Origin of the sequence: Streptomyces sp. NPDC006235 (genome assembly GCF_040613735.1) — a bacterium.
In the GTDB taxonomy this organism is placed as follows: Bacteria; Actinomycetota; Actinomycetes; order Streptomycetales; family Streptomycetaceae; genus Streptomyces.
The window spans coordinates 61,423-87,593 of record NZ_JBEXSR010000042.1; the positions used below are offsets into that span (position 1 = coordinate 61,423).

The 26,171-nt window shown below is 71.4% G+C and carries 23 protein-coding genes; 8 read left to right on the forward strand and 15 right to left on the reverse strand.

The features are described 5' to 3' along the window. Positions 1-213: 213 nt before the first annotated feature. On the reverse strand, positions 214-2,370 hold the full coding sequence (locus ABZ192_RS34765; protein ID WP_356928468.1) for an ABC transporter family substrate-binding protein: 2,157 nt from the start codon (positions 2,368-2,370) through the stop codon (positions 214-216). A 288-nt stretch (positions 2,371-2,658) separates the two neighbouring features. Between ABZ192_RS34765 and ABZ192_RS34770 the strand changes: the two genes are divergently transcribed. The 4 genes from ABZ192_RS34770 to ABZ192_RS34785 are packed head-to-tail and all read left to right on the forward strand — an operon-like array spanning position 2,659 to position 6,570. Beyond that, complete coding sequence (locus ABZ192_RS34770) at positions 2,659-2,949, forward strand: hypothetical protein (RefSeq protein ID WP_356928469.1); 291 nt, start codon at positions 2,659-2,661, stop codon at positions 2,947-2,949. A gap of 54 nt (positions 2,950-3,003) precedes the next feature. Beyond that, complete coding sequence (locus ABZ192_RS34775) at positions 3,004-3,840, forward strand: hypothetical protein (protein WP_356928470.1); 837 nt, start codon at positions 3,004-3,006, stop codon at positions 3,838-3,840. 16 nt (positions 3,841-3,856) lie between these two features. Then, positions 3,857-5,797 (forward strand): fumarate reductase/succinate dehydrogenase flavoprotein subunit, encoded by a 1,941-nt coding sequence (locus ABZ192_RS34780; protein ID WP_356928471.1) that lies wholly within the window; start codon positions 3,857-3,859, stop codon positions 5,795-5,797. Beyond that, positions 5,794-6,570, forward strand: coding sequence for a succinate dehydrogenase/fumarate reductase iron-sulfur subunit (locus ABZ192_RS34785; RefSeq protein ID WP_356928472.1), 777 nt, complete (start codon positions 5,794-5,796; stop codon positions 6,568-6,570). The genes ABZ192_RS34780 and ABZ192_RS34785 overlap by 4 nt, the downstream gene beginning before the upstream one ends. Here the strand turns inward: ABZ192_RS34785 and ABZ192_RS34790 are convergent. From ABZ192_RS34790 to ABZ192_RS34825, 8 genes are all read right to left on the reverse strand, one after another. Further along, a complete protein-coding gene (locus ABZ192_RS34790) occupies positions 6,545-7,540 on the reverse strand; it encodes a phosphotransferase (RefSeq protein ID WP_356928473.1) in 996 nt (331 codons plus the stop codon). The two genes, ABZ192_RS34785 and ABZ192_RS34790, sit on opposite strands and share 26 nt — an antisense overlap. Continuing rightward, positions 7,537-8,703 (reverse strand): glycosyl hydrolase family 18 protein, encoded by a 1,167-nt coding sequence (locus ABZ192_RS34795; protein WP_356928474.1) that lies wholly within the window; start codon positions 8,701-8,703, stop codon positions 7,537-7,539. Before ABZ192_RS34795 ends, ABZ192_RS34790 begins: the two co-directional genes overlap by 4 nt. Positions 8,704-8,771: 68 nt before the next feature. Further along, positions 8,772-11,408 (reverse strand): SpoIIE family protein phosphatase, encoded by a 2,637-nt coding sequence (locus tag ABZ192_RS34800; protein ID WP_356928475.1) that lies wholly within the window; start codon positions 11,406-11,408, stop codon positions 8,772-8,774. Positions 11,409-11,660: 252 nt separating this feature from the next. Next, positions 11,661-12,104 (reverse strand): ATP-binding protein, encoded by a 444-nt coding sequence (locus ABZ192_RS34805; RefSeq protein ID WP_356928476.1) that lies wholly within the window; start codon positions 12,102-12,104, stop codon positions 11,661-11,663. A 124-nt stretch (positions 12,105-12,228) separates the two neighbouring features. Further along, complete coding sequence (locus ABZ192_RS34810; RefSeq protein ID WP_356928477.1) at positions 12,229-12,669, reverse strand: (deoxy)nucleoside triphosphate pyrophosphohydrolase; 441 nt, start codon at positions 12,667-12,669, stop codon at positions 12,229-12,231. A gap of 58 nt (positions 12,670-12,727) precedes the next feature. Continuing rightward, entirely contained in the window at positions 12,728-12,922 is a 195-nt protein-coding gene (locus tag ABZ192_RS34815; RefSeq protein WP_356928478.1) for an SPOR domain-containing protein, read from the reverse strand. Positions 12,923-13,263: 341 nt separating this feature from the next. Beyond that, positions 13,264-14,016 carry a GntR family transcriptional regulator gene (locus ABZ192_RS34820; RefSeq protein ID WP_356928479.1) on the reverse strand — a complete coding sequence of 251 codons (753 nt, stop codon included), beginning with the start codon at positions 14,014-14,016 and terminating at the stop codon, positions 13,264-13,266. Between the two features lie 147 nt (positions 14,017-14,163). Further along, complete coding sequence (locus ABZ192_RS34825; RefSeq protein ID WP_356928480.1) at positions 14,164-15,297, reverse strand: DUF4190 domain-containing protein; 1,134 nt, start codon at positions 15,295-15,297, stop codon at positions 14,164-14,166. Positions 15,298-15,395: 98 nt separating this feature from the next. Here ABZ192_RS34825 and ABZ192_RS34830 point away from each other — a divergent pair, with 98 nt between their 5' ends. Next, the gene (locus ABZ192_RS34830; protein WP_356928481.1) at positions 15,396-16,607 is read left to right on the forward strand and encodes a serpin family protein; all 1,212 of its coding nucleotides are present in this window, start codon (positions 15,396-15,398) and stop codon (positions 16,605-16,607) included. Between the two features lie 18 nt (positions 16,608-16,625). On the opposite strand, the gene ABZ192_RS34835 is transcribed toward ABZ192_RS34830, so the two are convergent. From ABZ192_RS34835 to ABZ192_RS34845, 3 genes are all read right to left on the reverse strand, one after another. Further along, positions 16,626-18,206, reverse strand: coding sequence for a S8 family peptidase (locus ABZ192_RS34835; RefSeq protein ID WP_356928482.1), 1,581 nt, complete (start codon positions 18,204-18,206; stop codon positions 16,626-16,628). 233 nt (positions 18,207-18,439) lie between these two features. Next, the gene (locus ABZ192_RS34840) at positions 18,440-19,045 is read right to left on the reverse strand and encodes a dihydrofolate reductase family protein (RefSeq protein WP_356928483.1); all 606 of its coding nucleotides are present in this window, start codon (positions 19,043-19,045) and stop codon (positions 18,440-18,442) included. 77 nt (positions 19,046-19,122) lie between these two features. Next, positions 19,123-19,953 carry an SDR family NAD(P)-dependent oxidoreductase gene (locus ABZ192_RS34845; protein ID WP_356928484.1) on the reverse strand — a complete coding sequence of 277 codons (831 nt, stop codon included), beginning with the start codon at positions 19,951-19,953 and terminating at the stop codon, positions 19,123-19,125. Between the two features lie 104 nt (positions 19,954-20,057). Between ABZ192_RS34845 and ABZ192_RS34850 the strand changes: the two genes are divergently transcribed. Both ABZ192_RS34850 and ABZ192_RS34855 read left to right on the forward strand, forming a co-directional pair. Beyond that, complete coding sequence (locus tag ABZ192_RS34850) at positions 20,058-20,963, forward strand: LysR family transcriptional regulator (protein WP_356928485.1); 906 nt, start codon at positions 20,058-20,060, stop codon at positions 20,961-20,963. A 148-nt stretch (positions 20,964-21,111) separates the two neighbouring features. Further along, complete coding sequence (locus ABZ192_RS34855; protein WP_356928486.1) at positions 21,112-21,897, forward strand: sulfite exporter TauE/SafE family protein; 786 nt, start codon at positions 21,112-21,114, stop codon at positions 21,895-21,897. 75 nt (positions 21,898-21,972) lie between these two features. On the opposite strand, the gene ychF is transcribed toward ABZ192_RS34855, so the two are convergent. Next, positions 21,973-23,061 carry a redox-regulated ATPase YchF gene (gene ychF / locus ABZ192_RS34860; protein ID WP_306964068.1) on the reverse strand — a complete coding sequence of 363 codons (1,089 nt, stop codon included), beginning with the start codon at positions 23,059-23,061 and terminating at the stop codon, positions 21,973-21,975. A 169-nt stretch (positions 23,062-23,230) separates the two neighbouring features. Between ychF and ABZ192_RS34865 the strand changes: the two genes are divergently transcribed. Next, positions 23,231-23,836 (forward strand): DUF6542 domain-containing protein, encoded by a 606-nt coding sequence (locus tag ABZ192_RS34865; RefSeq protein WP_356928487.1) that lies wholly within the window; start codon positions 23,231-23,233, stop codon positions 23,834-23,836. Between the two features lie 6 nt (positions 23,837-23,842). On the opposite strand, the gene ppgK is transcribed toward ABZ192_RS34865, so the two are convergent. Both ppgK and ABZ192_RS34875 read right to left on the reverse strand, forming a co-directional pair. Continuing rightward, positions 23,843-24,589, reverse strand: a complete 747-nt coding sequence (gene ppgK, locus ABZ192_RS34870; RefSeq protein WP_356928488.1) for a polyphosphate--glucose phosphotransferase — start codon at positions 24,587-24,589, stop codon at positions 23,843-23,845. Between the two features lie 69 nt (positions 24,590-24,658). Next, complete coding sequence (locus tag ABZ192_RS34875; RefSeq protein WP_356928489.1) at positions 24,659-25,684, reverse strand: 4-hydroxy-3-methylbut-2-enyl diphosphate reductase; 1,026 nt, start codon at positions 25,682-25,684, stop codon at positions 24,659-24,661. Positions 25,685-26,171 lie beyond the last annotated feature (487 nt).

Here is a 26,171-nt window from a genome sequence, read left to right on the forward strand (position 1 = left end):
CCCGGAGTGTGAGGAATGCCCTGCGCGTACGTCGGTGGTGCGCGGGCCCTGCCGGGCTCAACATGCCACGGCCTCACCCCATGGTACGGGTCAGCTACGGTTGGGGTTAGCCGGGATACGTCGGTGCAGGTCAGGTCCTGTTTGGAGGTACTCGGCGCCACCGCCCGGGCCTGCGCCGGACGGGCTGGGTGTCAGCACTGCCCGGCCCGTGAGCTACCGGGAGGCTGATCCCTTCGCCGACGGGCCCGCTGCCGGCTTCGCGCCCTTCTTCAGGAAGCCCATGTCCTCGTAGACCGGGGTGCCGAAGCCGAATGCTCCGGAGTTCACGAGGTTCTTGCGGGCCGCGATGAGCTGGGGGCGCTGGAAGAGGGGGATGGAGCCGGCCGCCGCCCAGATGCGGGAGTCGGCCTTGCGGATCAGGGAGCGGGACTTGCCCTCGTCGAGGGTGGACACGGCCTCGTCGAAGAGCTGGTCGACCTGGTCGGTGCCGACGCGGGTGTAGTTCTGCTCGACGTTCAGGGAGCCGTCGGCGGCCGGGACGGGCTTGGCGTAGACGGGGCGGGCGTCGGTGGCGGGGAAGGCGGTGGCCGGCCAGGAGTAGAGGGCGAGGTCGTACTGGCCGGAGGCGATGTGGTCCTTGAAGTAGGACTCGTCCGAGACCTTCGAGATGTCCGTGCCGATGCCGACGCGTTCCAGCATGCGGGAGATGCGGTCGGCGACCGTGCGCAGCGTCTGGGAGCCGGGTCCGGAGGGGAGCACGAAGCGGAGCGTGAGGGGCTTGCCGTTCTTGGCGAGCGGGGCGGCCTCGCGGTTCGCCGGGGCGGCGGTGCCCTTGGGGGCGTACGCGCCGGGGGCACCGCCGCCCCGGGCCGGGTGCTGGTACTGCTTGCCGTCGTGGGCGAGGTGGTCGGCGGGGTCTGGCCCGCCGTGCGCCTTGTTGTCCTCGCCGACGGCCTTCTCGCCCTCCGCGCCGGCCGCCTTCTCCTCTTCCTTTTCCTTCTTCTTCTGCTCCTTGAGGGGGCCGCCGGGAACCCACCCGGCGTCCGCGAGCAGGGCCTGGGCCTCCTTGGTGTCCTGGCCGCCGAGGGCGCCGCTGTTGTCGGCGTAGTGGGCCTGACCGGACAGGGCCAGGTGGCTGCCGACGGGGACGGCGGGCAGACCCAGGGGCTTCAGGACGGTTTCGGCCAGTTTCTTGCGGTCGAGGGCGCGGGCGACGGCCCTGCGGACGCGCTCGTCGGCGAGCGGGCCCTCGGCGCCGTTCAGGGCGAGCTGGGTGAAGGCCGGTTCCAGGGACTTGCGCACCTCGAAGCCGCGCAGGGCCTGCTGCTGCCGGGCGTACTTGACGGCCGTCTTGCGCAGCTTCTTGCGGGCGACGGTCTCCTCGTCGGCGGCGTCCTCGTCGGTGCCGTTGGCGACGGCCCAGGAGTGCAGGGCGTCCGCGGCGGACCGGTCGGCGCCGGGGCCCATCAGCGGGCTGCTGGAGCTCTGGGGGCGGGCGGCGACGGTGATGCGGCGGGCCGCGGCGGGGTCGATCTCGGCCACGTCGAGGGTGCCGGCGGCCAGCTCGGCGGCCCGCTTGTCGCGCGGCACGGTGCGCAGCACGATCTCGGAGAGCTTGGCGGGCTCGCCCCACCAGCGCGGGTTGCGGGCGAGGGTGATCTCGTCGTCCTCGCGGTCGACCTTCTTCACCGTGAAGGGACCGGCGGTGACCTTGAGCTTCTTGCGGGCCCCGTCGTTGAAGGAGTCCGGCGTGCCCATGACGTCCTTGGGGTACAGCGGCGAGAACAACGACCGCCAGTCGGCGTAGGGGCGGCTGAAGGTGACCCGGACCTCCAGGGCGTTGTCCCCGCGCTCGATCTTCTGGATGCGGTCGTAGCCGGCGTTGCGGGCGGTCCAGTAGGCGGTGTCCTTGCCGGACAGGGCGCGCCACTGTGCGGCGAAGTCGGCGGCGCCGATCTCCCGGCCGTCGCTCCAGACGGCCTGCTGGTTCAGCTTGTACAGGACGACCTGCTTGGGCTCGGTCTCGACGACCTCGGCGGACTCCAGGTAGGCGGGGTTGCGCTCGGGTCGGCCGGAGGCGTTCATCCGGAACATCGACGGCAGGACGGCCTGGGCGACGCGGAGGGTGGTGGCGTCGGCGTCCGACTGGAAGGTGTTCAGGGTGTCGGGCACGGAGTCCACGGCCCAGCGCAGGGTGCCGCCGTCGGCGATCCGGTCGCGGCCCGCGGGCTGGATGTCCGGTGCGGCGAGCGGCTTGCCCGCCGGGTCCTCGGAGCCGCATCCGGTGAGCGCGGGCACCGCGAGCACACCGGCGGTGAGGAAAGCGACCGAGCGCGTGACTGCACGCGGGCCGACGCCGTGCTGGGACATCTGTGCTACCTCCGGGAAGCCGCGGGCGTTATGATCACTTTTGGCGGTATTTGGAGTTCATCTGATGTATGCGGCCACTGAAGAGGAAAGGGTTCGGCAACACAGAGCGACACGGCGGTCACGGGCGGGAAGTCACCCGTGCGGCGCAGCGCAGCGCAGGGTGCACCCGCACGCCTCGGCCAATCGATGCACATCCCTTCACAGCACAAGGTGTGACGCGCAACACTCGCAGGCGCATGAGCGTTGCCGCCTTGGGCCTCGAAGGACCCGCGGAAGTGAGGGCAAGTCATGTCCGTTCACGACGAACTGACGTCAGTCCAGCGCACCCTCGACGAGCTGTTCCGCTCGCTGGGACGCCTGGAGAAGCAGCTCGGCACCGGTGGCCTGGAGATGCGCCGCGTCCGTGCCGACGCCAACCACCTGCGCGAGAGCGTCGCCCTGCTGCGCGACGCCGCCGCCACACCGGCCGCACCCAAGCGCCCCGACCTCGTCACCATCTCGGACGCGCCGTACGACCCGTCGCTGTGGGTCGACTCGGACGACGAGGGGCTCGGCGCCCGGGACCGGCGCGCTCCCTGACCGGGAGGGCGTCGAGCGACCGACACGTCCCCCGAACCCGACCGGAGTCGTCAAGTGGCCACTGGTACGGAACCCCCCGCCACAGAACCCCATCCCCGAAGCGGCGGCGTACGGGCGGGTGCGCGCGCCGCGATCGACGCCCCGCACCTGCGCACCGACCGCTGGTGGCTGGCCCCGGCCGGCACGGTCGCCGGTCTGCTGGCCTTCATCGTCTACTCGACGTGGCGGGCCTTCGCCGACACCGACTACTACGCGGCGCCGTACGTCTCGCCCTTCTACTCGCCGTGCCTGGCGGAGCGCTGCGAGCCGATGAGGGCCGGCCCGAACTGGGAGATCTTCGGCAGCTGGTGGGGGATCTCCCCCGCGATCATCATCCTGATCTTCCCGCTCGGCTTCCGGCTGACCTGCTACTACTACCGCAAGGCCTACTACCGGGGCTTCTGGGCGTCCCCGCCGGCCTGCGCGGTGGCCGAGCCCCACAAGAAGTACACCGGTGAGACCCGCTTCCCGCTGGTGCTGCAGAACATCCACCGGTACTTCTTCTACGCCGCGATCGTCGTCGCCGGGATCCTCACCTACGACACCGTGCTCGCCTTCCGCGACGAGAACTACGAGTGGGGCCACATGGGCCTCGGCACGCTCGTGTTCCTGGTCAACATCGTGCTGATCTGGGCGTACACGATCTCCTGCCACTCGTGCCGGCACATCGTCGGCGGCAAGCTGAAGCACTTCTCCAAGCATCCCGTGCGCTACCGGATGTGGCAGTGGGCGGGCCGGCTCAACGCCCGGCACATGCAGCTCGCCTGGGCGTCGCTGGTGAGCGTGGCGCTCGCCGACTTCTACGTCTACCTGGTCGCGTCCGGTGCCTTCGACGATCCGCGGTTCTTCTGATGAGGGGTGCGTTCTGATGTCCGTGGTCGACCGGCAGGAGTGGGACGTCGTCGTGGTGGGGGCGGGCGGCGCCGGACTGCGCGCCGCCATCGAGGCACGTGAGCGGGGCGCCCGCACGGCCGTGATCTGCAAGTCGCTGTTCGGCAAGGCGCACACGGTGATGGCCGAAGGCGGCATCGCGGCGGCGATGGCCAACGCCAACGAGAACGACAACTGGCGGGTCCACTTCCGCGACACCATGCGCGGCGGCAAGTTCCTCAACCAGTGGCGGATGGCCGAGCTGCACGCGCAGGAGGCGCCGCAGCGGGTGTGGGAGCTGGAGACCTGGGGGGCGCTGTTCGACCGCACCAAGGACGGCCGGATCTCCCAGCGCAATTTCGGCGGCCACGAGTACCCGCGCCTCGCCCACGTCGGCGACCGCACGGGCCTGGAGCTGATCCGCACCCTCCAGCAGAAGATCGTCGCCCTCCAGCAGGAGGACTTCAAGGAGACCGGCGACTACGAGTCCCGGCTGAAGGTCTTCCAGGAGTGCACGGTCACCCGCGTCCTGAAGGAGGACGGGCGCGTCTCCGGGGTCTTCGGCTACGAGCGCGAGTCGGGCCGCTTCTTCGTCCTGGAGGCACCGGCCGTCGTGATCGCGACGGGCGGCATCGGCAAGTCCTTCAAGGTGACGTCGAACTCGTGGGAGTACACCGGCGACGGTCACGCGCTGGCGCTCCTCGCGGGCGCTCCCCTGCTGAACATGGAGTTCGTGCAGTTCCACCCGACGGGCATGGTCTGGCCTCCGTCGGTGAAGGGCATCCTCGTCACCGAGTCGGTGCGCGGTGACGGCGGGGTGCTGCGCAACTCCGACGGCAAGCGGTTCATGTTCGACTACATCCCCGACGTCTTCAAGGACAAGTACGCCGAGACCGAGGACGAGGCCGACCGCTGGTACGACGACCCGGACCACAACCGGCGTCCCCCCGAGCTGCTCCCCCGCGACGAGGTCGCGCGGGCGATCAACAGCGAGGTGAAGGAGGGGCGCGGCTCGCCGCACGGGGGCGTGTTCCTCGACGTGTCGACCCGGATGCCCGCCGAGGTGATCAAACGCCGGCTGCCGTCGATGTACCACCAGTTCAAGGAGCTGGCCGACGTCGACATCACGGCCGAGGCGATGGAGGTCGGGCCCACCTGTCACTACGTGATGGGCGGCATCGCGGTCGAGTCCGACACGGCGGCGGCCCGGGGGGTGCCCGGACTGTACGCGGCCGGTGAGGTGGCCGGCGGCATGCACGGCTCCAACCGGCTCGGCGGCAACTCCCTGTCGGACCTGCTGGTGTTCGGACGCCGGGCCGGCTGGCACGCCGCCGAGTACGCGGCGGGGCTGGCCGGGGCGCGGCCCGTCGTGGACGACGGCCAGGTCGACGCCGCCGCCGCCGAGGCCCTGCGGCCCTTCTCCGCCGAGGCCGAGACCGAGGAGCCGAAGGGCGGCCCGCCGGAGAACCCCTACACCCTGCACCAGGAACTCCAGCAGACGATGAACGACCTGGTCGGCATCATCCGCCGCGAGCCGGAGATGAAGCAGGCCCTGGAGAAGCTGGGCGAGCTGCGGGCACGGGCCCGCCGGGCCGGCGTCGAGGGGCACCGGCAGTTCAACCCGGGCTGGCACCTCGCCCTGGACCTCAGGAACATGCTGCTGGTCAGCGAGTGCGTGGCGCGGGCCGCGCTGGAGCGCACCGAGTCGCGCGGCGGGCACACCCGCGAGGACCATCCGGGGATGGACCGCAAGTGGCGCCGGATCAACCTGCTGTGCGCGCTGACCGACCCGACGGGCGGGCTGGCGGCCACGGACCCGGTCCGCGGCCAGATCGCCCTCACCCGCGAGACCACCGAACCCATCCGTGCCGACCTGCTCGCCCTGTTCGACAAGGAGGAGCTGGTCAAGTACCTCGCCGAAGAGGAGCTGTACGAATGAGCAGCTACACGGCCCACTTCAAGGTGTGGCGCGGTGACGTGGGAGGCGGCGGCCTGGAGGACTTCAAGGTCGACGTCAACGACGGCGAGGTGGTGCTCGACATCATCCACCGCCTCCAGGCCACCCAGGCCCCCGATCTCGCGGTGCGCTGGAACTGCAAGGCGGGCAAGTGCGGTTCGTGCTCCGCCGAGATCAACGGCCGGCCGCGGCTGTTGTGCATGACGCGCATGTCGGTGTTCGACCGGGAGGAGACGATCACGGTGACGCCCCTGCGGGCGTTCCCGGTGATCCGCGATCTCGTCACGGACGTCGGCTTCAACTACCAGAAGGCCAGGGAAGTGCCGGCCTTCGTCCCGCCCGCGGATCTCGGTCCCGGCGAGTACCGGATGATGCAGGAGGACGTGGACCGTCCGCAGGAGTTCCGCAAGTGCATCGAGTGCTTCCTGTGCCAGGACACCTGCCATGTGGTCCGCGACCACGAGGAGAACAAGCAGGCGTTCGCGGGACCCCGTTTCCTGATGCGGGTGGCGGAGCTGGACATGCACCCGCTGGACGCGGCGGCGGAGTCCGGCCTGGACCGCAAGACCACCGCCCAGGACGAACACGGCCTGGGCTACTGCAACATCACCAAGTGCTGCACGGAGGTCTGCCCGGAGGGCATCAAGATCACGGACAACGCGCTGATCCCGCTGAAGGAACGGGCGATCGACCGCAAGTACGACCCGCTGGTGTGGCTGGGCTCGAAGATCAGGAGGCGTTCTTCAGCAGGCTGAGCGCCTGCTGGAGGTTGTGTTCGGCGATCTCCCGCATCCGCTCCGGGTGCGGGAAGTCGCCTTCGATGAGGGTCAGCGGGCCCGAGACCAGGCCGAGGTGCATCGACAGGCGGTACAGGCCAATGCGTGCTTCGTCCAGGCCGGGGGCGCGCAGGGCGTCGTAGTGGGGGCCGAAGCGGAGCTCGAGGAAGACGTGCTCGTGCTCCACGTCGAAGTACATCAGGCCCTCGATGTCGATGAGGGCCGGCTGCCCGTCGGGCGTGAGCAGGACGTGGTCGGGGCCCAGTTCGCCGTGCAGGAGGGTCTGGCGGTCGCGCGGCCGGACCTCGGCGGCCAAGGCGTGGATCGTGTCCTCCAGTTCCCGGCGTACGGCGGCGGCACGGGGTTCGCGCCGCGCCGCCTCGGCGATGCAGCGCAGGGCGCCGTCGGTGACGCGCTGTTCGCAGGAGACGCCGTGGGAGGAACCGCCGTTGTCGACGACGGCGACCTTCCCGAAGCGGGGGCCGGCGTGGGCGTGCAGGGTGGCGAGCAGGTCCGCCATCCGGTCCATGAGCCGGGGTGCCTCGCGCGGGTCCCGGGCGAGGGCGTCCTCCAGGCTGCCCCCGGTCATGTCCTCCACGACGGCCGCGTCGGCCGGGAGGTGGGTGTGCGTGGCGTCCGCGTACATCAGGCGTGGGGTGCGGACACCGGAGGCGGCCAGGCGGTCGTGGGCCGCCGTGAACAGCCCGAGACCCGTGCCGTGGGAGAAGACGTCCCGGGGGTCGGGGTCCGGCTGGTCCCAGTAGTCCTCGTCGGCCGACCACACGTAGGCGACGGCCGTGGAGTCGTCGTCGAGGGTCAGGCGGTAGACGCCCTTCTTCGTGCCGCCGCGCAGGCGTTCCACACCGGTGAGGGTGCGGCCGGGGCCCAGGGCCGCGCGGGCGAGGGGGGCGAGGTCGGTGCGGGTGAGGGGCCTTCGGGTCCTGGTCACCGCACCCAGTCTTCCTTGTACGCGCGCCAGTCCGCCTCGGTCGCGGCGAAATCGATGTACAGCGCGACGCCGAAGCGGGCCCGGTCGGCGTCCGTGCGGGACAGGCCGAGGCGGACGCCCCGGACGGCGGCGGGCACGGTCTCGGCGTGGCCCCAGTGGTCGAAGTTGCTCTCCCAATAGAAGGGCAGGCCCATCAGCAGGTCGGTCGAGGGCGGGGTGACCTCCAGGGCGAGGGAGGTCTGCTGGGCCACGTAGCCGCCGTAGGTGCTCTCCAGGGGCTGCGCGGTGTCGTACGACATCACGGCGATCTGGTCGACCCGGCGGGCGACCTGGCCGAAGAACTCCTGGGACCACCACTTGGGGTGGTCGGTGAACGTCCCGGCCACGGAGTGGAGGGCGGGGAGCGGGTCGATCTGGTGGGAGGCGACGGAGAGGAGGGCGTCCCGGGAGCGGGTCTCGCGGCGCAGGGCGTCGAGGAGGGTGAGGTAGTTCCGGTCGTCGGAGTGCAGGGGCTCCAGGTCGAGGTGGATGCCGTCGTAGCCGGTGTCCAGGACCTGGCGGGAGGAGCGGACGACGGCGGCTCGGGTGTCCGCGTTGTCCAGGCGCATGCCGTCGGGGCCCTCGGTGGCCAGGACGTCGCCCAGGAAGGCCTGGACGCGGACGCCGGGGAGCTTGTCGTGTACGGCGTCGATGAACCAGCGGGCCTTCGGATAGGCCGACTTGGGCAGGGTGCCGTCGTGTTCCAGCGGGCCCGAGTGGACGTACAGGTCGCGGATGCCGGTGTCTTGCAGGCGGCGGGCCAGGGCGGTGACGTCGGCGTCCTTCTTGCGGCCGTCGACCCAGGCGTGGCCGAGCCAGAGGGCGTCGCGGTTCCGGGTGTGAGTGCCTTCTGCGGGGTCGCCCTGGTAGTTGATGTAGAGGGCTGTTTCGGCGGTCAGGAGGGGGAGGAACAGGGCCAGGAGCAGGGCGAGCGTCGTGCGTCTGATCCAGCGGCGTCGCCGGCGTGCGGCCTCGGCTTCGCCTTCGGCCGGGTTGTTCCCACCCGCACCACCCGCGCGGCCATCATCGTCAGGTGCGGGTGACCCCTGTGGAGGCTTCTCACCGTCGGCGGTTGCGGCTGCGGCCTCGGCTTCGTCCGAGGTCGTGCCCTCCACGCGGTCCATGCCGTCTCCCTCCGGTGATTCAGTCGGTGTTGGTGGGGAGGACGATCCGTACCGGTGTTCGGTTGCGATCAGAACAGGCTCAGCAGTGCCTCCGCCGGGTCCGTCAGGCTCGTTTCGCCACCCGGCAGGGGCAGTTCGAACCACACCGTCTTGCCCCGGGGCGTGCGGCGGGAGCCCCACGCGGCGCTGAGGAGGCCGACCAGCTGGAGGCCCCGTCCGCCCTCGTCCGTGTCACGGGCGCGGCGGCGGCGGGGCTGGACCAGGCCGGAGTCCCAGACCTCGCAGACCAGCGTGCGGTCCAGCAGCAGACGCAGCCGGATCTCGCCCTCGCCGTAGCGCAGGGCGTTGGTGACGAGTTCGCTGACCAGGAGTTCCGTGGTGTCGACCAGGGGTTCCATGTCCCAGCTGAGCAACTGGGCGCGCGCGTACTCGCGGGCCCGGCCCACGCTGCGCGGTTCACGTGGCAGGGTCCAGTCGCCGACGGACTCGGTGGGCAGGCCCTGTACACGTGCCATCAGCAGCGCGATGTCGTCCTCGCCGTGATGGGTGTCGAGGGTGTTGAGGACGTGGTCGCACACGTCCTCCAGGGGCTGGGTGGGGTCGGAGAGGGTGCTGACGAAGGCCTGGAGCCCCTCGTCGAGGGGGTGATCACGGCTTTCGACCAGTCCATCCGTGTAGAGCGCGAGCAGCGCGCCCTCGGGGAGTTCGACCTCGACCTCCTCGAAGGGCTCGCCGCCGACGCCCAGCGGCAGGCCCGGCGGCACGTCGAGCATCAGGGCCGGCTCGCCCGGCTCGACCAGGACGGGCGGCAGATGGCCCGCGTTGGCGAAGGTGCAGCGCCGGGTGACGGAGTCGTAGACGGCGTAGACGCAGGTGGCCAGGTACACCTCCGACAGGTCCGCCTCCCTGGGGCGGCGGGCCGCCCGGGTCGCCTGCTGCACTCCGCCCGGGGCGCCGAGACCGCGGGCGATCTCGTCCAACTGGGAGAGCACCTCGGCCGGTTCCAGGTCGAGCTGCGCCAGGGTGCGTACGGCCGTGCGGAGTTCGCCCATGGCGACGGCGGCGCGCAGGCCGCGGCCCATGACGTCGCCGACGACCAGCGCGGTGCGGTGCCCGGGGAGTTCGATGACGTCGAACCAGTCACCGCCGACCTCGCTGGGCCGGCCGGTGTTGGCGTTGCCGGGCAGATAGCGGCAGGCGATGTCGAGGCCGGAGGCCTCCGGGTCGCCGGGCGGGAGCAGGGACCGTTGCAGTATCAACGCGCGTTGGTGCTCGCGCCGGTAGAGGCGGGCGTTGTCGATGCAGACGGCGGCGCGTGCGGCGAGTTCGACGGCCAGGTCCCGGTCGCGGTCGCCGAACGGCTCGCTGCCCTTCGTACGGGCGAACTGCACGAGCCCGACGACGGTGTCGTGGGCGACCATCGGCACGGCGAGCGTGGACTGCACGAGTCCGCCGTCCTCGCCGGGGACGGTCTGCGGGCGGGCCGTGCGCAGGGCGTCCGCGCAGGGCGAGTTGAACGGGTAGTGGTGCACGGCGCCGACCGCGACGGGCACCCCGGTGCCGGTGAAGGGCGCGTCCGAGACGGCGCTGGCGAACGCCACCCGGCGCAGTTCGGCGCTGCCGTCGGCGAGCCCGGGCGGGGTCTCGTCGCCGACCAGCAGGCCCTGGTAGAGGTCGACGGTGGCCAGGTCGCAGAAGCCGGGCACGACGACGTCGAGGAGCTGACGGGCCGTGGTCTCCAGGTCGAGGGAGTTGCCGATGCGGGCGCCTGCCTCGTTCAGCAGGGCGAGGTTGCGGCGGGCGGCGGCAGCTTCGCGGGCGGCGGCGCGGCGCGAGGTGATGTCCGTGCCGAGCCAGGCGATGCCGATGGGCCGGCCCGAACCGCTGTGCACGCGATAGAGGTTGACGGACCAGTGGCGGCGCTCGTCGGAGCCCGGCACGAAGCCCGTGACGTGCATGTCCGTGATGGAGTTGCCGGTCTCCAGGACGCGGCGCAGCGTGGCGGCGACCCGCTCGGCCTCGCCGCGCTGGAGGTAGTCGTGGACGCCCTTGCCGCGGTGGTCGTCGGGCTCGCCGCCGAAGACGGACGCGAACCGGTGGTTGGCGCGGCGGACCCGCAGGTCGGAGTCGATCAGCAGGAAACCGAACGGGGATTGGCCGAAAATGGCCTGCGAGGCGGCGAGGTCGGTCTCGATGCTGCGCAGGGTGCGGACGTCGACGACGATGCAGACGGCGGCCTTCTCGCCGTCCTCGGTGCGCGTCGGCATGACGTACACCTCGGCGAGCCCCTCGCGCCCGCACTCCCCCTCGGCGTCCTTGGGCATCCGGAACGGCACCACGCCGGTCCACTCGCGGCCGTCGAGGATCTCGGCCATCTTGCGCATGCCCCGCTCGCGCAGGCTCGGGTCGATGAACGCCTCTATGGGGTCCATGCCGACGGCGCGTTCGGCGGGGATGCCGAAGAGGTGCTCGGCGCGCAGGCTCCACTGGTCGACGAGGCCGTCGGGGCCGATGGAGAAGGACGCGACCTTGATGTAGTCGTAGATGGATCCGGGGGGACTGCTCTGCCACATGGCGTCCCCGGGCTGCACCCCGTCGGCCGCGAGCGCACCTCCCACCGCGGAAGCCAGGCCGTCCGCGGCCATCGCCCTCGCGCCCTCCGACGGGTCCTCGGACTCCGTGGCCTTCGCTGGTATCTCGCTCACGCGAACCGTCCCCTCCAGCTCACCGCGTCCGGCACCGGTCACCGGGGGCGGCTGCCCGCAGTATCCAGCACTACGGTGCCGCACAACACGGTGTTCACGATCACAGCACGGTCCCGATGGTTTTCGGTCCGGACCGTGACAACACTTCCAGTCTTCTAACCAGGGGACACGTCGTCGAACCCCGTCCGTCGGCAACCGCCACTGGCCTGAACCATTCGCTCGACAGCGGCCGGGCGGACGTACACCGATTTTTCACTCCGGAACGGCGAGTTCGAACCACACGGTCTTTCCCACGCTGCCCGGCCGGGTGCCCCAGCGGCGGCAGGAGGAGGCCACGAGTTGGAGCCCGCGGCCGCTCTCGTCCTCGGGTCTGGCGGCGCGCTCGCGGGGCGGGTCGGGGAGCGGGTCGGAGACCTCCACCAGCAGGACGCCGTTCAGTTCGGAGGGGCGGAGCAGGCGGACGCCGATGGGGCCCGTGGCGTGCCGCAGGGCGTTGGTGACCAACTCGCTGACCAACAGCGCCGTGAGGTCGGCGAGGCTGTCGAGGCCCCAGCCGAGGAGCCGGGCGCGGACGGCCTGGCGTGCGGTGCGCACGGCGCCCGGCTCGGCGGGAAACGTCCACTCGGCGCGGTCACCTTCGGTGTCGATCACGCCGATCACTTCCCCGGCAGCGGGCCCACCCATGTCCTGTTTCATGGGGTTAATGGGCACATACCCGATATCCGGGGCGGAGTACCGCTCGGGGCAGCACACTGTGGCACGAAAGGCGTACAGAGCGCGCGTACAGCCCTCTTCGGACATCGCACGCCCTCGGCCGGCCTCAGGCGCCGGGTACTTCTCCGGTACGGAGGCCGTCGTCGAGAGGCCCCAGGTGCGCGAGTGCCTGCCGCAGCGCGGGCACGTCCTGGTCGAGCCAGTCCACGTCCCAGACCTCGTCGGGGCCGAGCCAGCGCAGCGCGTCGTGGTCCTGGAGGGGCCTGGGAGCGGCGGAGCCGGGCCGCAGCCGCGCGGTCCACACCTGCAGCACGTACGGCGACTTCAGCGGCCACTCCCCCGGGACGCGCCCGCCGGCCTCGGCGTCGACGCCGAGTTCCTCGCGCAGCTCCCGTACGAGCGCCGCGTCGGCCGTCTCCCCCGGCTCGACCTTGCCGCCGGGCAGCTCCCAGCGCCCGGCCAACTCGACGGGCGCGCTGCGCCGGGCGGCCAGCAGCCGCCCGTCGTCGACCAGCGCGGCACCCACGACGACGATCCGCTCACTCATGCGGGGAGCCTACGACGACTGCTCCGACTGTGATCCGATCCGGACGGCAGGGCCCAGGTCAGTCGTGCGCCGCCCCCGACCCGTTCTGGCCGAGCCGCTCGACCCAGTACAGCTGCTTGTGGCCGCGGCCGTCCAGGCTGTCCGCGATCTTCTGGGCCTCGGCCCGGGTCGCGTACCGGCCGACGCGGTAGCGGTTGCCGCTGTCGTCCTCGCGTATCACGAGCCAGGGAAGAGTGATCGTGCTGTCGTTCATCGCGCCCCTCCACTTCCCACTCGCGGCCTGTGCCGTGCCCCACCCGATAAGGAAACCGCAATGCGCATATGCCCGAGCCTACGCCTAACCTTCACGCAGCGAATACGGCTTTTCACAAAGAGGTACGCAACCGGCCAGAACACAGGGGGCGCACGACATCGAACGCGCCGTCCACGTACCTCGCCGCACCCGGCCGGAGGCATACCGCATACGCCGCCGCCGACCTGGGAGAACGACGGCCGGCTCGGGGACACCGGCCGCTCCTGCCGGGGACGGTCGGAGCGGTGATCGTGTGAGCGGGGCGCGCGGGGGGCGCGCCGCGGGACTGAAGTGAGCGTTCTCTACTTGACCGGAAGGTGGTAGGCGACCCGGTACCGATCGGCCGGGATGACCACGTCGGCCGTCTCGACCGGGCGGCCGGAGGCGTAGAACGTGCGCTGGACGACCAGGACCACATGGCCGGGGACGCCTCCGAGGACGAGCAGCTCCTCGGCGAGGCCGGGGCGGGCGCCCACCTCCTCGGTGACGTTGTCCACGATCACGTCGATCGCGCGCATGCGCTCGACGACCCCCATGCCGCCGAGCGGCCCCTCCTCCGGCAGCATCACCGGTGTACGGCCCGTGAGGGCGAGGGGCTCCCAGGAGGTGGAAAGCATCATCGCCTCGCCGCCCTCGCGGAAGAGGTACTTCGTGCACATCACGCGCTCGCCCGGCTCGATGCCCAGCCGCTCGGCGACCGCGACGCTGGCCTCGGCCTGCTCGCTGCTGGACTCCCAGGTGCCGCGACCCTCACCGTCGGCCTGTTCCTGGCGGAACGGCGTGGCCCCGCCGGTCGGGCGGTATCCGGAGCGGGCGATGCGCCGGGGCACGGGCCGCTCACGCACATACGTCCCCGAGCCGGAGCGGCCCTCGACCAGGCCTTCCGCCATGAGCACCTTGCGGGCCTCCAGGGCGACGGTGTCCGAGACGCCGTACTCCTGGCGGATTCTGGCCTGCGAGGGGAGGCGAGTGTGCGGTGGCAGCTGACCGTCGACGATCTTCTTGCGGAGATCACCCGCGACGCGCAGATACGCCGGCTGCTCACCGAATGTCACTGGCCGCTCCCATCAGGTTGTACAGACAGCAACAGCGTGGCAACCGTAGGTTGTGCGGTGCAAGCAAAGGCCAGAGAATCACTCGATGTGATGACATAGGGGCCCCGAGGCCTTTACGCAGGCACTTTCTCCCCGCTATAGCCGCCGTCACACCTCGGCTTCGGAGTTCCCGCCCTCGGTCTCGCCCGGGGTCGGCGGGGCCGTCGCGAGTCCGAGGGCCTTGCGCGCGGTGACGGTCGCCGGGCCGTCGACGTATGCGTAAGCCTTGTCGTAGTGCGTGTAGTACGTGTCCGGGTCACCGGCCGTGCTCGCCTTCGCCCACTGCTCGCGGGCGTCCTCCATGTCCTTCACCAGGTCGGCGACGGGCTTCTGGGCGCCGGACGGCCAGGAGTGCCCGCGCAGTGCCTCGATCTGCTCGCCGAGCACGTCGTGCACCTGGGTGGCCCAGGCCCGGTGCCCGGCGAGGTCGTCCTCGGCGGTGTCCTCGGGCTCCTCGTACAGCGCCGCGTCGACGGCGTTGGCCGCCGACAGGAAGACGACCTGGTCGGTGCCGAGCGTGGTGGGGTCGCCGCGCAGGGAGCCGGTGAGTTTCCCCTTCGCGTCGCCGTGACCGAAGACGCAGCTGATCGCGCGGTCGCCGTAACGCCAGCTGTCCCGGGACGGCATGAGGTAGTACACGTCGACGTCGGCCGGCATCGCCCAGGAGTCCATGGCGTACTGGTCCTGGAGCGCGTAGCACCTCTCGTCGGCGATGTCGGTGATCTCGGCGTCGCCCGGGAAGGCGCCGCCCGGCAGGGTCACGACCGCGAACACCTCGCCGTCGTGCCTGCCCGCGCAGGACACCCGGTCGACGTCGTAGGTGTCGCCTTCCAGCCCTCCGGGCGCGTCGAAGCAGTCACCCTTTTCCAGCGAGAGGCTCTCGTTGCCCTGTGCGCCGTCCTTGAAGCCCTCCCAGGCCTCGGACAGCACACCCGTGGACAGCGCCACCGCCCACAGCGCGATCCCGACGGACGACAGCACGGCCCCGGCGATCGCCAGTCCCCGGCCGCTCTGGCCGTTCCGCCTGATCTGCCACAGCGCGATCAGCCCCAGCACGAGTCCCGCGGCGGGCAGGAAGCAGAGCACACCGAGCGCGAGCGCGGCGACGGCGAGCGCGTTGACGGAGACCGGGGCGCCGTACGGGCGGCCGGTGGGGCCGTAGCCCTGGGCTCCTTGGTGCCAAGGCGGCGGGCCGTACGGACCCTGGGGCTGCTGGCTCCCAGGGGGCGGGGGTATCGACACGGGTACGGTGCTCCTGGCTGAGGCGGTGGGAGAGAGCGGCCGTGCGGAAACCGACGTACGGCTGGCCGCATCGTAAGCGGCACGGTGACGGGGGCGGAATGCGGACGATCGACACGTCGATACGGGCGGTGAACCGCCTGACGGCACGCTGGGCGTCCGGAATCCGCGAGGGCACGGTGTTCTCGGCGGCCGGGGTCTGGCCGCTGCTGGCCCTCTTCGCGGACGGGGCGACCGGCCGGGCACGCGAGGAGCTGACGGACGCACTCGGCCTGCCGGCGGACCGGGCGGGCGCGGCCGGGCGGGAGTTGCTCGGGGTGCTGGCGAAGGTGGACGGTCTGGAATCCGCGCTGGGGTTGTGGACCGAGCGGACCGTGGAACTGCGCGAGGAGTGGGCGGCGGGGCTGCCCCGGGAGGCGCACGGTGTGCTGACGGGGGATCCGGCGGCCGACCGGCGGGCCCTGGACGCGTGGGCCGCGCGGCGGACGGGCGGGGCGATCGAGCACATGCCGGCGGCGCTGCGGCCGGACACGTCCCTGGTGCCGGCCACGGCGCTGGTGCTGCGGACGGACTGGGAAGCGCCGTTCAAAGGTGACCTGATGCCATGGCGCGGCCATGACCGGGCCGGGCTCACCCGCACCCTCGCCGGCCTGGACGCCGTGGCGGTCGCGGGCCCGCCGGGCGGCGCGGTGACGGTGGCCACGGTGCGCGGCACGAACGGAATCGACGTCCTTCTGCTGCTGGGGGACGAGTCGTTGACGCCCGCGCAGGTCGTCGAGGCGGGTGTCGGCGTCGTCTCGGGCGCGCTGCCGGCCGTTCCGGGGAGCCGCCTGCCCCACGGTCAGGCCGGCCCCGGGCTGCGGCTGTCGAAGGTCCACACCCTGCGTCCCGAGCCACCGGCCCTGACGCTCAGGACCGTCGAATTCAGCCTGACCGCCGGTCACGACCTGCTGGACGACGCGGAGTCGTTCGGTCTGGCCACGGCGGCCGACGGCGCCCCTGGCCACTTCCGGGGCATCAGCGCCGCACCGCTCGTCCTGGCGTCCGGCCGGCAGTCGGCCACCGCGACTTTCAGCGCGGAGGGGTTCCGGGCCGCTGCCGTGACCCTGATGGAGGCGATGTGGCTGGGGTGGGAGGAACGGCCCGAGCCGCGGTACGAGACGACGCGGGCCGACGCAGTCTTCGACCGCCCCTTCGGCTTCCTGGCCGTCCACCGCGAGACGAGCCTCGTCCTCGCGGCGGGCTGGGTCGCCGACCCGAAGCCCTTCCCGGAGGACGAGGACGCCTACGTGCTGGAGATGTCAGGAGACTGACGACCGGTCAGAACGAGGTCAGAACTGGAGCGCCCAGGCGTCGATCCGCCCGGTGTCGAAGCGGGCGTTGTCGCTCACGCGCAGCTTCCACGTGCCGTTCGCGGCCTCCGAGGAGGCGTTCACGGTGTACGTGGTGTCGATGTTGTCCGCGCTGCCGCCGGTGCCGTAGCCCTTCAGCGTGTACGCCGTGCCGTCGGGGGCGATCAGCTGGACCTGGAGGTCGCCGATGTAGGTGTGGACGATGTGGACCTCGACGGCCAGGGCCGAGGGCGCGTTGCCGGAGACGCCGGTGACGGTCACCGGGGACTCGGCGGTGGCGTTGTCGGCGATGGCCTGGTCGGCGGTGTTCTCGAAGCGCGGGCCGGGCGGGGTGGTCGTACCGCCGCCGACGTTGAGGAGCCGGTTGGGTGAGCCGGTGCCGGGGCTGGTGACGACGCCGGTGGTGGCGGCGGACGTCAGCGCGGCGGAGACCTGTGCGGGGGTGGCCGCGGGGTTGTCGGCCAGGTGGAGGGCGGCGGCTCCGGCGACGTGCGGGCTCGCCATCGACGTACCGGAGATGGTGTTGGTCGCCGAGTCGCCCGTGCTCCAGGCCGAGGTGATGGACGAGCCGGGCGCGAACAGGTCGAGGACCGAACCGTAGTTGGAGTAGCTCGCCTTCGCGTCGCTCGACGTCGTGGCGCCGACCGTGACGGCCTCGGTGACACGGGCCGGGGAGCGCGTGGAGGCGTTGGTGGACTCGTTACCGGCCGCGACCACGAAGGTGACGCCGGAGGTGATGGCGTTGCGCACGGCCGTGTCGATGGCCGTGTCGCCGGGTCCGCCGAGGGACATGTTCGCCACGGCCGGCTTGACCGCGTTCCGGGCGACCCAGTCGATGCCGGCGACGACCTGGGCGGTGGTGCCCTGGCCGGAGTTGTTCAGCACCCGGACGCCGACGACCTTGGCCTTCTTGGCGACGCCGTAGGCACTGCCGGCGACCGTGCCGGCGACATGCGTGCCGTGGCCGTGGCCGTCCTGGGCGGTGTTGTCGTTGTCGACGGCGTCGTAGCCGTAGGAGGCGCGGCCGCCGAAGTCGCTGTGCGTGATGCGGACGCCGGTGTCGATGACGTACGCCGTGACGCCCTCGCCCGCCTTGTCCGGGTAGGTGTACGAGCTGTTCAGCGGGAGGTTCTTCTGGTCGATGCGGTCCAGGCCCCAGGACGGCGGGCTGGGCTGGGTCCCGGTGATGCGGAACGTCCTGTTCTGGACGACGGAGGCGACGGCCGGGTCGGCGGCGAGGCGCTTCACCTCGGTCTCGGAGGCCTCGACCTCGTAGCCGTTCAGGGCCTTGGTGTACGTGCGCTCGATGTCGGCGCCGTACTTGTGCGCCAGGGCCCGGCCCGCGGCGGAACCGGCCTTCTGCGTCTTCAGGGTGACGATGTAGCTGTCGGCGACGGCGTTCGCCGCGCCCTCGTACTGGACGCGCCCTTCGGAGGCGGACGGTGCCGCGCCGGCGGGGAGGGCGGAGACGAGGCTCGCGACGAGCGCCGCGGTGGCCGTCGCGCCGAGCGCGGCCAGTCTTCGCCGGGTGGATCTGTGGGGAGTACGCATCACTGCCATCTGAGGGGTCCTCCTCAATCGGTGGTGCGCTGTGGGGTGTGGTGCACGCCCGTCGGAGCCACCCTGGAGTCATGGTCATGTCAAACCTGGGTGACTCTGTGCGTCAGCCGAAAGATTGAGGCCTCCACAGGAATTGCACAAGGGCCCTGCACGGCCGAGGCCGGGGACATCAGCGCCCTGCGCCAGGGCGCCGAACTCCTCCGGCCTGGTGGTCGGGTACGGTACGAGACCGCCTAGTAACTGTCGTAGCTGAGCTCACCCTTCGGTCGGTAGACGCCCAGGACGGTGCCGCCCTTCGTCGTCGAGACGCTGACCGGCTCCAGCGCGGTGGGGATCGCTCCGTCGGCGAACAGCCGCTTGCCCGTGCCGATGATCACCGGGTGGATGGTCAGCCGGTACTCGTCGACGAGGCCGTGCCGCATGAGGGTCTGGGCGAGGTCGCCACTGCCGACGACGTTGATGTCGCCGCCGTCGGACTCCTTCAGCTCGCGTACGGCATCGACTGTGTCGCCCTCCAGCAGCGTGGAGTTCTGCCACTCGACGGACGTCAGGGTCCGGGACGCCACGTACTTGTGCATGCTGTTCATTCGACCGGTGAACGGGTTGTCGGGATCGGCGGTCGGCCAGTACGACGCGAAGATCTCGTACGTCTTGCGGCCGAGCAGCATCGCGTCGGCGTGCTCGTACCAACCGGCGATGGCCGAGCCGACCTCGTCGTCGGCCACCGGCTTCTGCCAGCCACCGTGCTCGAAGCCGCTCTCAGGGTCCTCGTCCGGACCGCCCGGCGCCTGCATGACGCCGTCCAGCGTCAGGAACGTGCAAACGATGATCTTGCGCATGGTGTGCTCCCTTCGTCGACGGGTAGACCGCACCACCACCGGAAACTCATCGGCGGGACTTGCGCGGCGCGGCACGGTCAGTCGTCGAACCCCGTGGCCCGGGAGCGCTTCTCCCATGCCAGGACCTCGTCGCGTACCTGGTCGAGATGGCCGAGGACCGCGCTGACGCCGTCGTCGCCGAGGGGCAGACGCAGCGGCGTGGTGTCGGCGTCGAGCGCGGCCAGGATGAGGGCGGCGGCCTTGGCCGGGTCGCCGGGCTGGGTGCCGTCACCGCCGGCGACCGCTCCCCGGGTCCGGCTCACCTTGCCGTACACGCCGCTGTCCGCACTGGTACCGGCCCGTCCGGTCTCGAACAGCCCGGTGCGGAAGGCGCCCGGCTCGACGATCAGCACCTTGACACCGAACTCCGCGGCCTCGTCCGCGAGTCCCTCGGACATGCCCTCCAGGGCGAACTTCGTCGCGCTGTACGCCGAGAAGCCCGCGAAGGACATCTGTCCGCCCATGCTGCTCATCTGCACGATCGCGCCCGACCGCCGCTCGCGCATGTACGGCAGCACGGCCCGGGTGAGGGCGGCCGGACCGAAGACGTGCACCTCGAACAGCGCCCGCAGCTCCTCCTCGGTGGTCTCCTCGAAGGCACCGACATGGGTCCGGCCCGCGTTGTTGACCAGGACGTCGATCCGCCCGTGCCGCGTCACCACGTCCCGTACGGCGACCTCGGCGGCGCCCGTGTCGGCGACGTCCAGGCGCAGTGCCTCCACCCGGTCGGGGTGGGCGGCGACCAGGTCGTCCAGCGCCTCGGGGCGCCGGGCCGCGCCGATCACCACGTCGCCCGCGGCGAGGGCCGCCTCGGTGATCGCCCGCCCGAAACCGCTGCTCGCACCCGTGATCAGCCACACCTTGTTCATGACAGCTCCCCGTCTCACGTCGTCACGTCCTCGTGTCGTCACGCCGACCACCCTCTCGCCCGTCCCTCTCACCGGTCCAAGACCTTTGGTGATAACCAATGGCTATGACCCTGGACGTTCATGTGCGCGACCTGCGCTACTTCGTGGCGGTGGCCGAGGAACTGCACTTCACCCGCGCCGCCGAGCGCCTGTACGTGTCGCAGCCCGCGCTGAGCAAGCAGATCCGGGCGCTGGAGCGGCAGTTGGGCATCGAGTTGTTCCGGCGCGACCGGCGCGGTGTGGCCCTGACCGACGCCGGTACGGCACTGCTGCCGTACGCGCGCCGGGTGCTGGACGCGTGGGAGGAGGGTGCGGCCGCGATGGACAACGCCCGGGCGGCGCAGCGCAGCACGCTGGTCGTGGGCATGAGCACCAGCCCGGTCCGCGGCGGCCTGCTGCCCGCGATCCGCTCCCGCTTCACGGCCACGCACCCGGAGACCCTCCTCCGGCTGCGGCAGGTCACCTGGGAGGACCCGACCGCGGGCCTCGCCGACGGCGCCGCGGACGTGGCCTTCGTCTGGCTGCCGCTGCCCGGCCAGGAGCGCTACGACTGGACGGTCGTCGCCGAGGAACCGCTCATGGTCGCCCTCCCGGACGCGCATCCTCTCGCCGGCCGTACCGAGGTCGACTTCACGGACCTGCTCGACGAGCCGTTCCTCGCGCTGCCCGAGAGCACGGGCCCGCTGCGCGACTTCTGGCTCGCCCTGGACGCCCGCGACGGCCGCCCTCCCCGGATCGGCGCCGAGATCGCGAGCACGGAGGAGACGTACGAGGCGCTGACCGCCGGTCTCGGTGTGTGCCTCGTGGCCGCGGGCAACGTCCCCCTGCTCACCCTGGGCGGCGTGACCGCCCGCCCGGTGCGGGGTGTCACGCCCAGCCGCTATGTCCTGGCCTGGCGCCGGGAGGACGGGCGACGTCCACTGGTCCGGGCGTACGCGAAGGCCTGCCGGCGGGTCACGGGCCGGGAGTAGCCGAGCTGCTCCGGCCCGGGGCGGGAACGGTCCGCCGACGACGCTCACACCGGCCGCTCATGAACATCTCGTTGCACGCCACCCCCGTAGCCCTCCGGACCGCTGATACTGACCGGACGTTCGAAGGGCCGGGGGAAGCGGGGCGACGGTGGACTGGACCGTGTGGGGAGGGCTGGCCGCCGGGCTGGTGATCGCGACCGTGACCGCCCCGGTCGGAGTCTCCGGCGCGGTGTTCCTGCTCCCGGTCCAGCTGAGCGTCTTCGGTGTGCCCAACCCGGCGGTCACCCCGACCAACCTGCTGTACAACGTCGTCGCCGGACCCGGAGCACTGTGGCGCTACCGCCACGACGGCGCCCTGCGCGGCGACCTCACCCGGCGTCTGGTGCTCGGCACGCTGCCCGGCGTCGTCCTCGGCGCCACCGTCCGGGTCTTCGCGCTCCCCGGCCCGGGCGTCTTCCGGCTCCTGGCGGCCGCCCTGCTGCTGCCGCTCGGCCTGTGGCTGTTCCTGCGCGCCCTCGCCCCGGCACGCCACCGCCCGTCACCCGCGGGTGAGTTGGCCCCGCGCACGCTGACCGGCCTCGCGCTGGCGGTCGGCGCGGTCGGCGGCATCTACGGCATCGGCGGCGGCTCCCTGCTCGGCCCGGTCCTCGTCGGACGCGGCCTGCCCGTCGCCCGCGTCGCCCCGGCCGCGCTCGCCGCCACGTTCGCCACGTCGCTCGTCGGCGCCACCGCCTACGCGCTGCTGTCGCTGATGAGCTCCGGAGAGGTCGCCCCCGACTGGTGGCTCGGCCTCGCCTGCGGCACGGGCGGCCTCATCGGCGGCTACCTCGGCGCCCGCCTCCAGCCCCGCCTGCCCGACCGAGCCCTGCGCCTCCTCCTCGGCACCCTCGCCACGGCGGTCGGCATGCTGTACGCCGCCCAGGCCCTGGACTGACCGCGTTCAGGGGTGCTGACGCCGCTGTCGTTCGCCGGATCAGCGATCGCGTCGTGTGGTGTGGTGTGCCACCCGCTACACGTTGAAGCGGAACTCCACGACATCCCCGTCCTGCATCACATAGTCCTTGCCCTCCATGCGGGCCTTGCCCTTCGCGCGGGCCTCCGCCACCGAGCCGGACTCCACCAGGTCGTCGAAGGAGATGACCTCCGCCTTGATGAAGCCCTTCTGGAAGTCGGTGTGGATGACGCCGGCGGCCTCGGGGGCCGTGGCGCCCTTCTTGATGGTCCAGGCGCGGGATTCCTTGGGGCCTGCCGTCAGGTAGGTCTGGAGGCCGAGGGTGCGGAAGCCGACGTGGGCCAGGGTCGCGAGACCGGGCTCCTCCTGGCCGACGGACTGGAGGAGTTCGAGGGCCTCGTCGTCGTCGAGCTCGGCGAGGTCCGCCTCCAGCTTGGCGTTGAGGAAGATCGCCTCGGCGGGGGCGACCAGGGCGCGCTGCTCGTTCTTGAAGTCGTCGTCGGTCAGCTCGTCCTCGTCGACGTTGAAGACGTAGAGGAAGGGCTTGGTCGTGAGCAGGTGCAGGTCGTGCAGGAGCTCGGCACGCTCGCTGCCCTGGACGATGCCGTGCGCGAAGAGCGTGTCGCCCTTCTCCAGGATCTCCTTCGCCTCCTCGACCGCCTTGACCTTGGGCTGGATGTCCTTCTTGATCCGCGACTCCTTCTGGAGACGCGGCAGGACCTTCTCGATGGTCTGGAGGTCGGCGAGGATCAGCTCGGTGTTGATCGTCTCGATGTCGTCCTTGGGCGAGACCTTGCCATCGACGTGCACGACGTTCTCGTCCTTGAAGGCGCGGATGACCTGGCAGATCGCGTCGGACTCACGGATGTTCGCGAGGAACTTGTTGCCCAGGCCCTCGCCCTCGGACGCACCGCGCACGATGCCCGCGATGTCGACGAAGTCGACCGTGGCCGGGAGGATCCGCTCCGACTTGAAGATCTCGGCCAGCTTGCCGAGCCGCGGGTCGGGGACGCCGACGACGCCGACGTTCGGCTCGATCGTGGCGAACGGGTAGTTGGCCGCCAGCACGTCGTTCTTGGTCAGGGCGTTGAACAGGGTCGACTTGCCGACATTCGGCAGACCGACGATTCCGATCGTGAGCGACACGTTGCGACTTCCCGTGAGTGGAGAGGGCAGGGGGCCGGGAGACCGGCCGATCCACCAGTCTACGGCGTACCCGGAACGGGCCCGGCGGCGTATCGAACGCTTGGCCAAGCATCGGTCCACGGCGTGTCAGAAGGCCTATTCGGCATATTGAACGACCTAAGTTGGTGCAGTGGAGCAATACAGGACGCAACCTGCCCAGTACGGACCGCGACGTGACCGGCCCAGATCGTCCCTGCCGCCGCAGGCGGGGCGAGGAGCGGGCGGCGGTGCGGTGCGAGCGGTCCGGCAGCCGGGACCGCAGCGACGCCACCCGGCGGTACGGCGGCCCGCCCCCGCCCCGGCACCCGCCGCGGCGAGGTTTCCCAACCCCCGGCTGACCGGGCTGGGCAGCGGGTTGTTCTGCGCGCTGGTGATGTTCCTGCTCGGCGGGCTCTGCGCCGTGCTGTTCGGGGCGTCGCTGACGGCGTACGGGGTGCTGTTCCTGCCGGTGTGCGTGCTGACCGCCGTCTGGGTGCGGCGCGGGGACCTGATGATCGCGCCCGTCGTCGTGCCGATCGCCTTCGCCGTGGGGCTGGTGCCGGTGGCGGACGGCGACGGCGGGACCGGCGGCAAGCTGATGGGCCTGGTGACGGCGCTCGCCACGCAGGCCGGGTGGCTGTACGGCGGCACGCTCATCGCCGGGCTGATCGTGATCGCCCGGCGGATCCGGCTGGTGCACCGGCGACGGAGGGCGGCCGGGGCCCGTCCGCCCGCCGGTGTGACGCCCCGGCTCTGACCGGCTCTAATGCCCTGCCGCCCGCATCGCCGCCCCCACGATCCCTGCGTTGTTCTGCAACTGCGCCGGGACGATCTCCGCCTTGATGCCCTCGATGTGCGGCAGGAACTTCTGTGACTTGCGGCTGACACCGCCGCCGATGATGAACAGCTCCGGCGAGAACAGCATCTCGACGTGGGCGAGGTACTTGCGCACGCGGTGCACCGCCCAGTGCTCCCACGTCATGTCGTGGTCCTCCCGGGCCTTGCTGGAGGCCCGCTTCTCCGCGTCGTGCCCGTCGAGCTCCAGGTGGCCCAGCTCGGTGTTGGGGACCAGGACGCCGTCGACGAAGACCGCGCTGCCGATGCCCGTACCGAACGTGAGCACGATCACCGTGCCCCGGCGGCCGCGGCCGGCGCCGAAGTGCATCTCGGCGACACCCGCCGCGTCCGCGTCGTTCACCACCGTCACCGGCAGTCCGCCCAGCCGCTCGCCGAGCAGCACGCGCGCGTCGGTGTCGATCCAGCTGTCGTCGACGTTCGCCGCTGTCCGGATCGTCGCTCCGTCGGTGACCACGCCCGGGAACGTGACCCCGACCGGGCCCGTCCAGCCGAAGTGGTCGACGACCTGCTTGACGCCGTCGGCCACCCCGTCGGGCGTGGCCGGCTGCGGGGTGAGGACCTTGTGGCGCTCCTGCGCCAGGTCGCCCTTGTCCAGGTCCACCGGGGCACCCTTGATCCCGGAACCGCCGATGTCCACGCCGAAGATCTGCATGGCCCTACGTTACGACGAGGGACTGACAGTCACCGGCCGGATGGCGAACCCCGCCCGACGACTCCCCGATCACTCCCCGGAATCCTCACCGGTTCCGGCACCGCCGCGCTGGGCGGCCAGTGCCGTCGCCTCCTCGCGCAGGTCGCGGCGCAGTTCCTTGGGCAGGGAGAAGGTGATGGACTCCTCGGCCGCCTTGACGATCTCGACGTCCTCGAAGCCGCGCTGGGACAGCCACTCCAGGACCTGCTCGACCAGGATCTCCGGGACGGAGGCGCCCGAGGTGACGCCGACCGTGGAGACACCCTCCAGCCAGGCCTCGTCGATCTCGTCGGCGAAGTCGACCAGGTACGCCTCGCGCGCTCCCGCGATCTTGGCGACCTCCACGAGCCGCTTGGAGTTGGAGGAGTTCCGGGAGCCGACCACGATCACCAGGTCCGACTCGGCGCCCATCTGCTTCACGGCCAGCTGGCGGTTCTGCGTGGCGTAGCAGATGTCGTCGCTGGGCGGGGAGATGAGCTGCGGGAACTTCTCCTTCAGGGCGTCGACGGTCTCCATGGTCTCGTCGACGGACAGCGTGGTCTGGGAGAGCCAGACGACCTTGGACGGGTCGCGGACCTCGACCTTCTGCACATCGCCCGGCCCGTCGACGAGCTGGATGTGCTCGGGGGCCTCGCCGGAGGTGCCGATGACCTCCTCGTGTCCCTCGTGGCCGATCAGGAGGATGTCGTAGTCCTCGTTCGCGAAGCGGACGGCTTCCTTGTGGACCTTGGTGACGAGGGGGCAGGTGGCGTCGATGGTGGCGAGGCGGCCGCGCTCGGCCTCCTCATGGACGACAGGGGCCACGCCGTGCGCGGAGAACATCACGATGTTCCCCGGGGGCACCTCCTCCGTCTGCTCGACGAAGATCGCGCCCTTCTTCTCCAGGGTCTGCACGACGTACTTGTTGTGGACGATCTCGTGCCGGACGTAGACCGGAGCGCCGTACTGCTCCAGCGCTTTCTCGACGGCGATCACGGCGCGGTCCACACCCGCGCAGTAGCCACGGGGGGCGGCGAGCAGGACACGGCGGCCAGGCGAAGCAGACATGCGTCCCATCGTAAGGCCGCGTCCGGCGGGTCGAAGATCGCATCCGTGTGGAGTCCCCGGGAAGACTGGCAGGGGGTGATGTGAGTGACGCCCGGATGGTGCGGGTGCTCCCCCTAGTACGGCGGGGACCGTCTTCGCCGTGCCGGCCGGCGGGACCCGGCGGGCCGGCTGCTGTTCGCGCTGGTGGTGAACCGGCCGCTGCCGCAGGTGCTGTGCCGCGCGGACGCCGGGGTGTCCCGGGTGACGCTGCGCGCTCGGCCGTTGGGGCACTGGCCGCGGCGCGGAGGCAGCGGGACCAGCTGCCCCGGCCGGCGGTGCGGGCCGGGCCCGGCAGCCGGGAACGGCGTCGCCCCCGAAACGGTCCAAGCATTCGGCTCCGGACTCGAGGGAGGCGATCCCCATCTAGGGCCTGTCGTTTGGATCAGGTCGCAGGGAACCGACAGCGCTGATCAGCGCCGGTGAGCGGGGTCTGGTGCGTGCAGATGCAAGGCGGAGG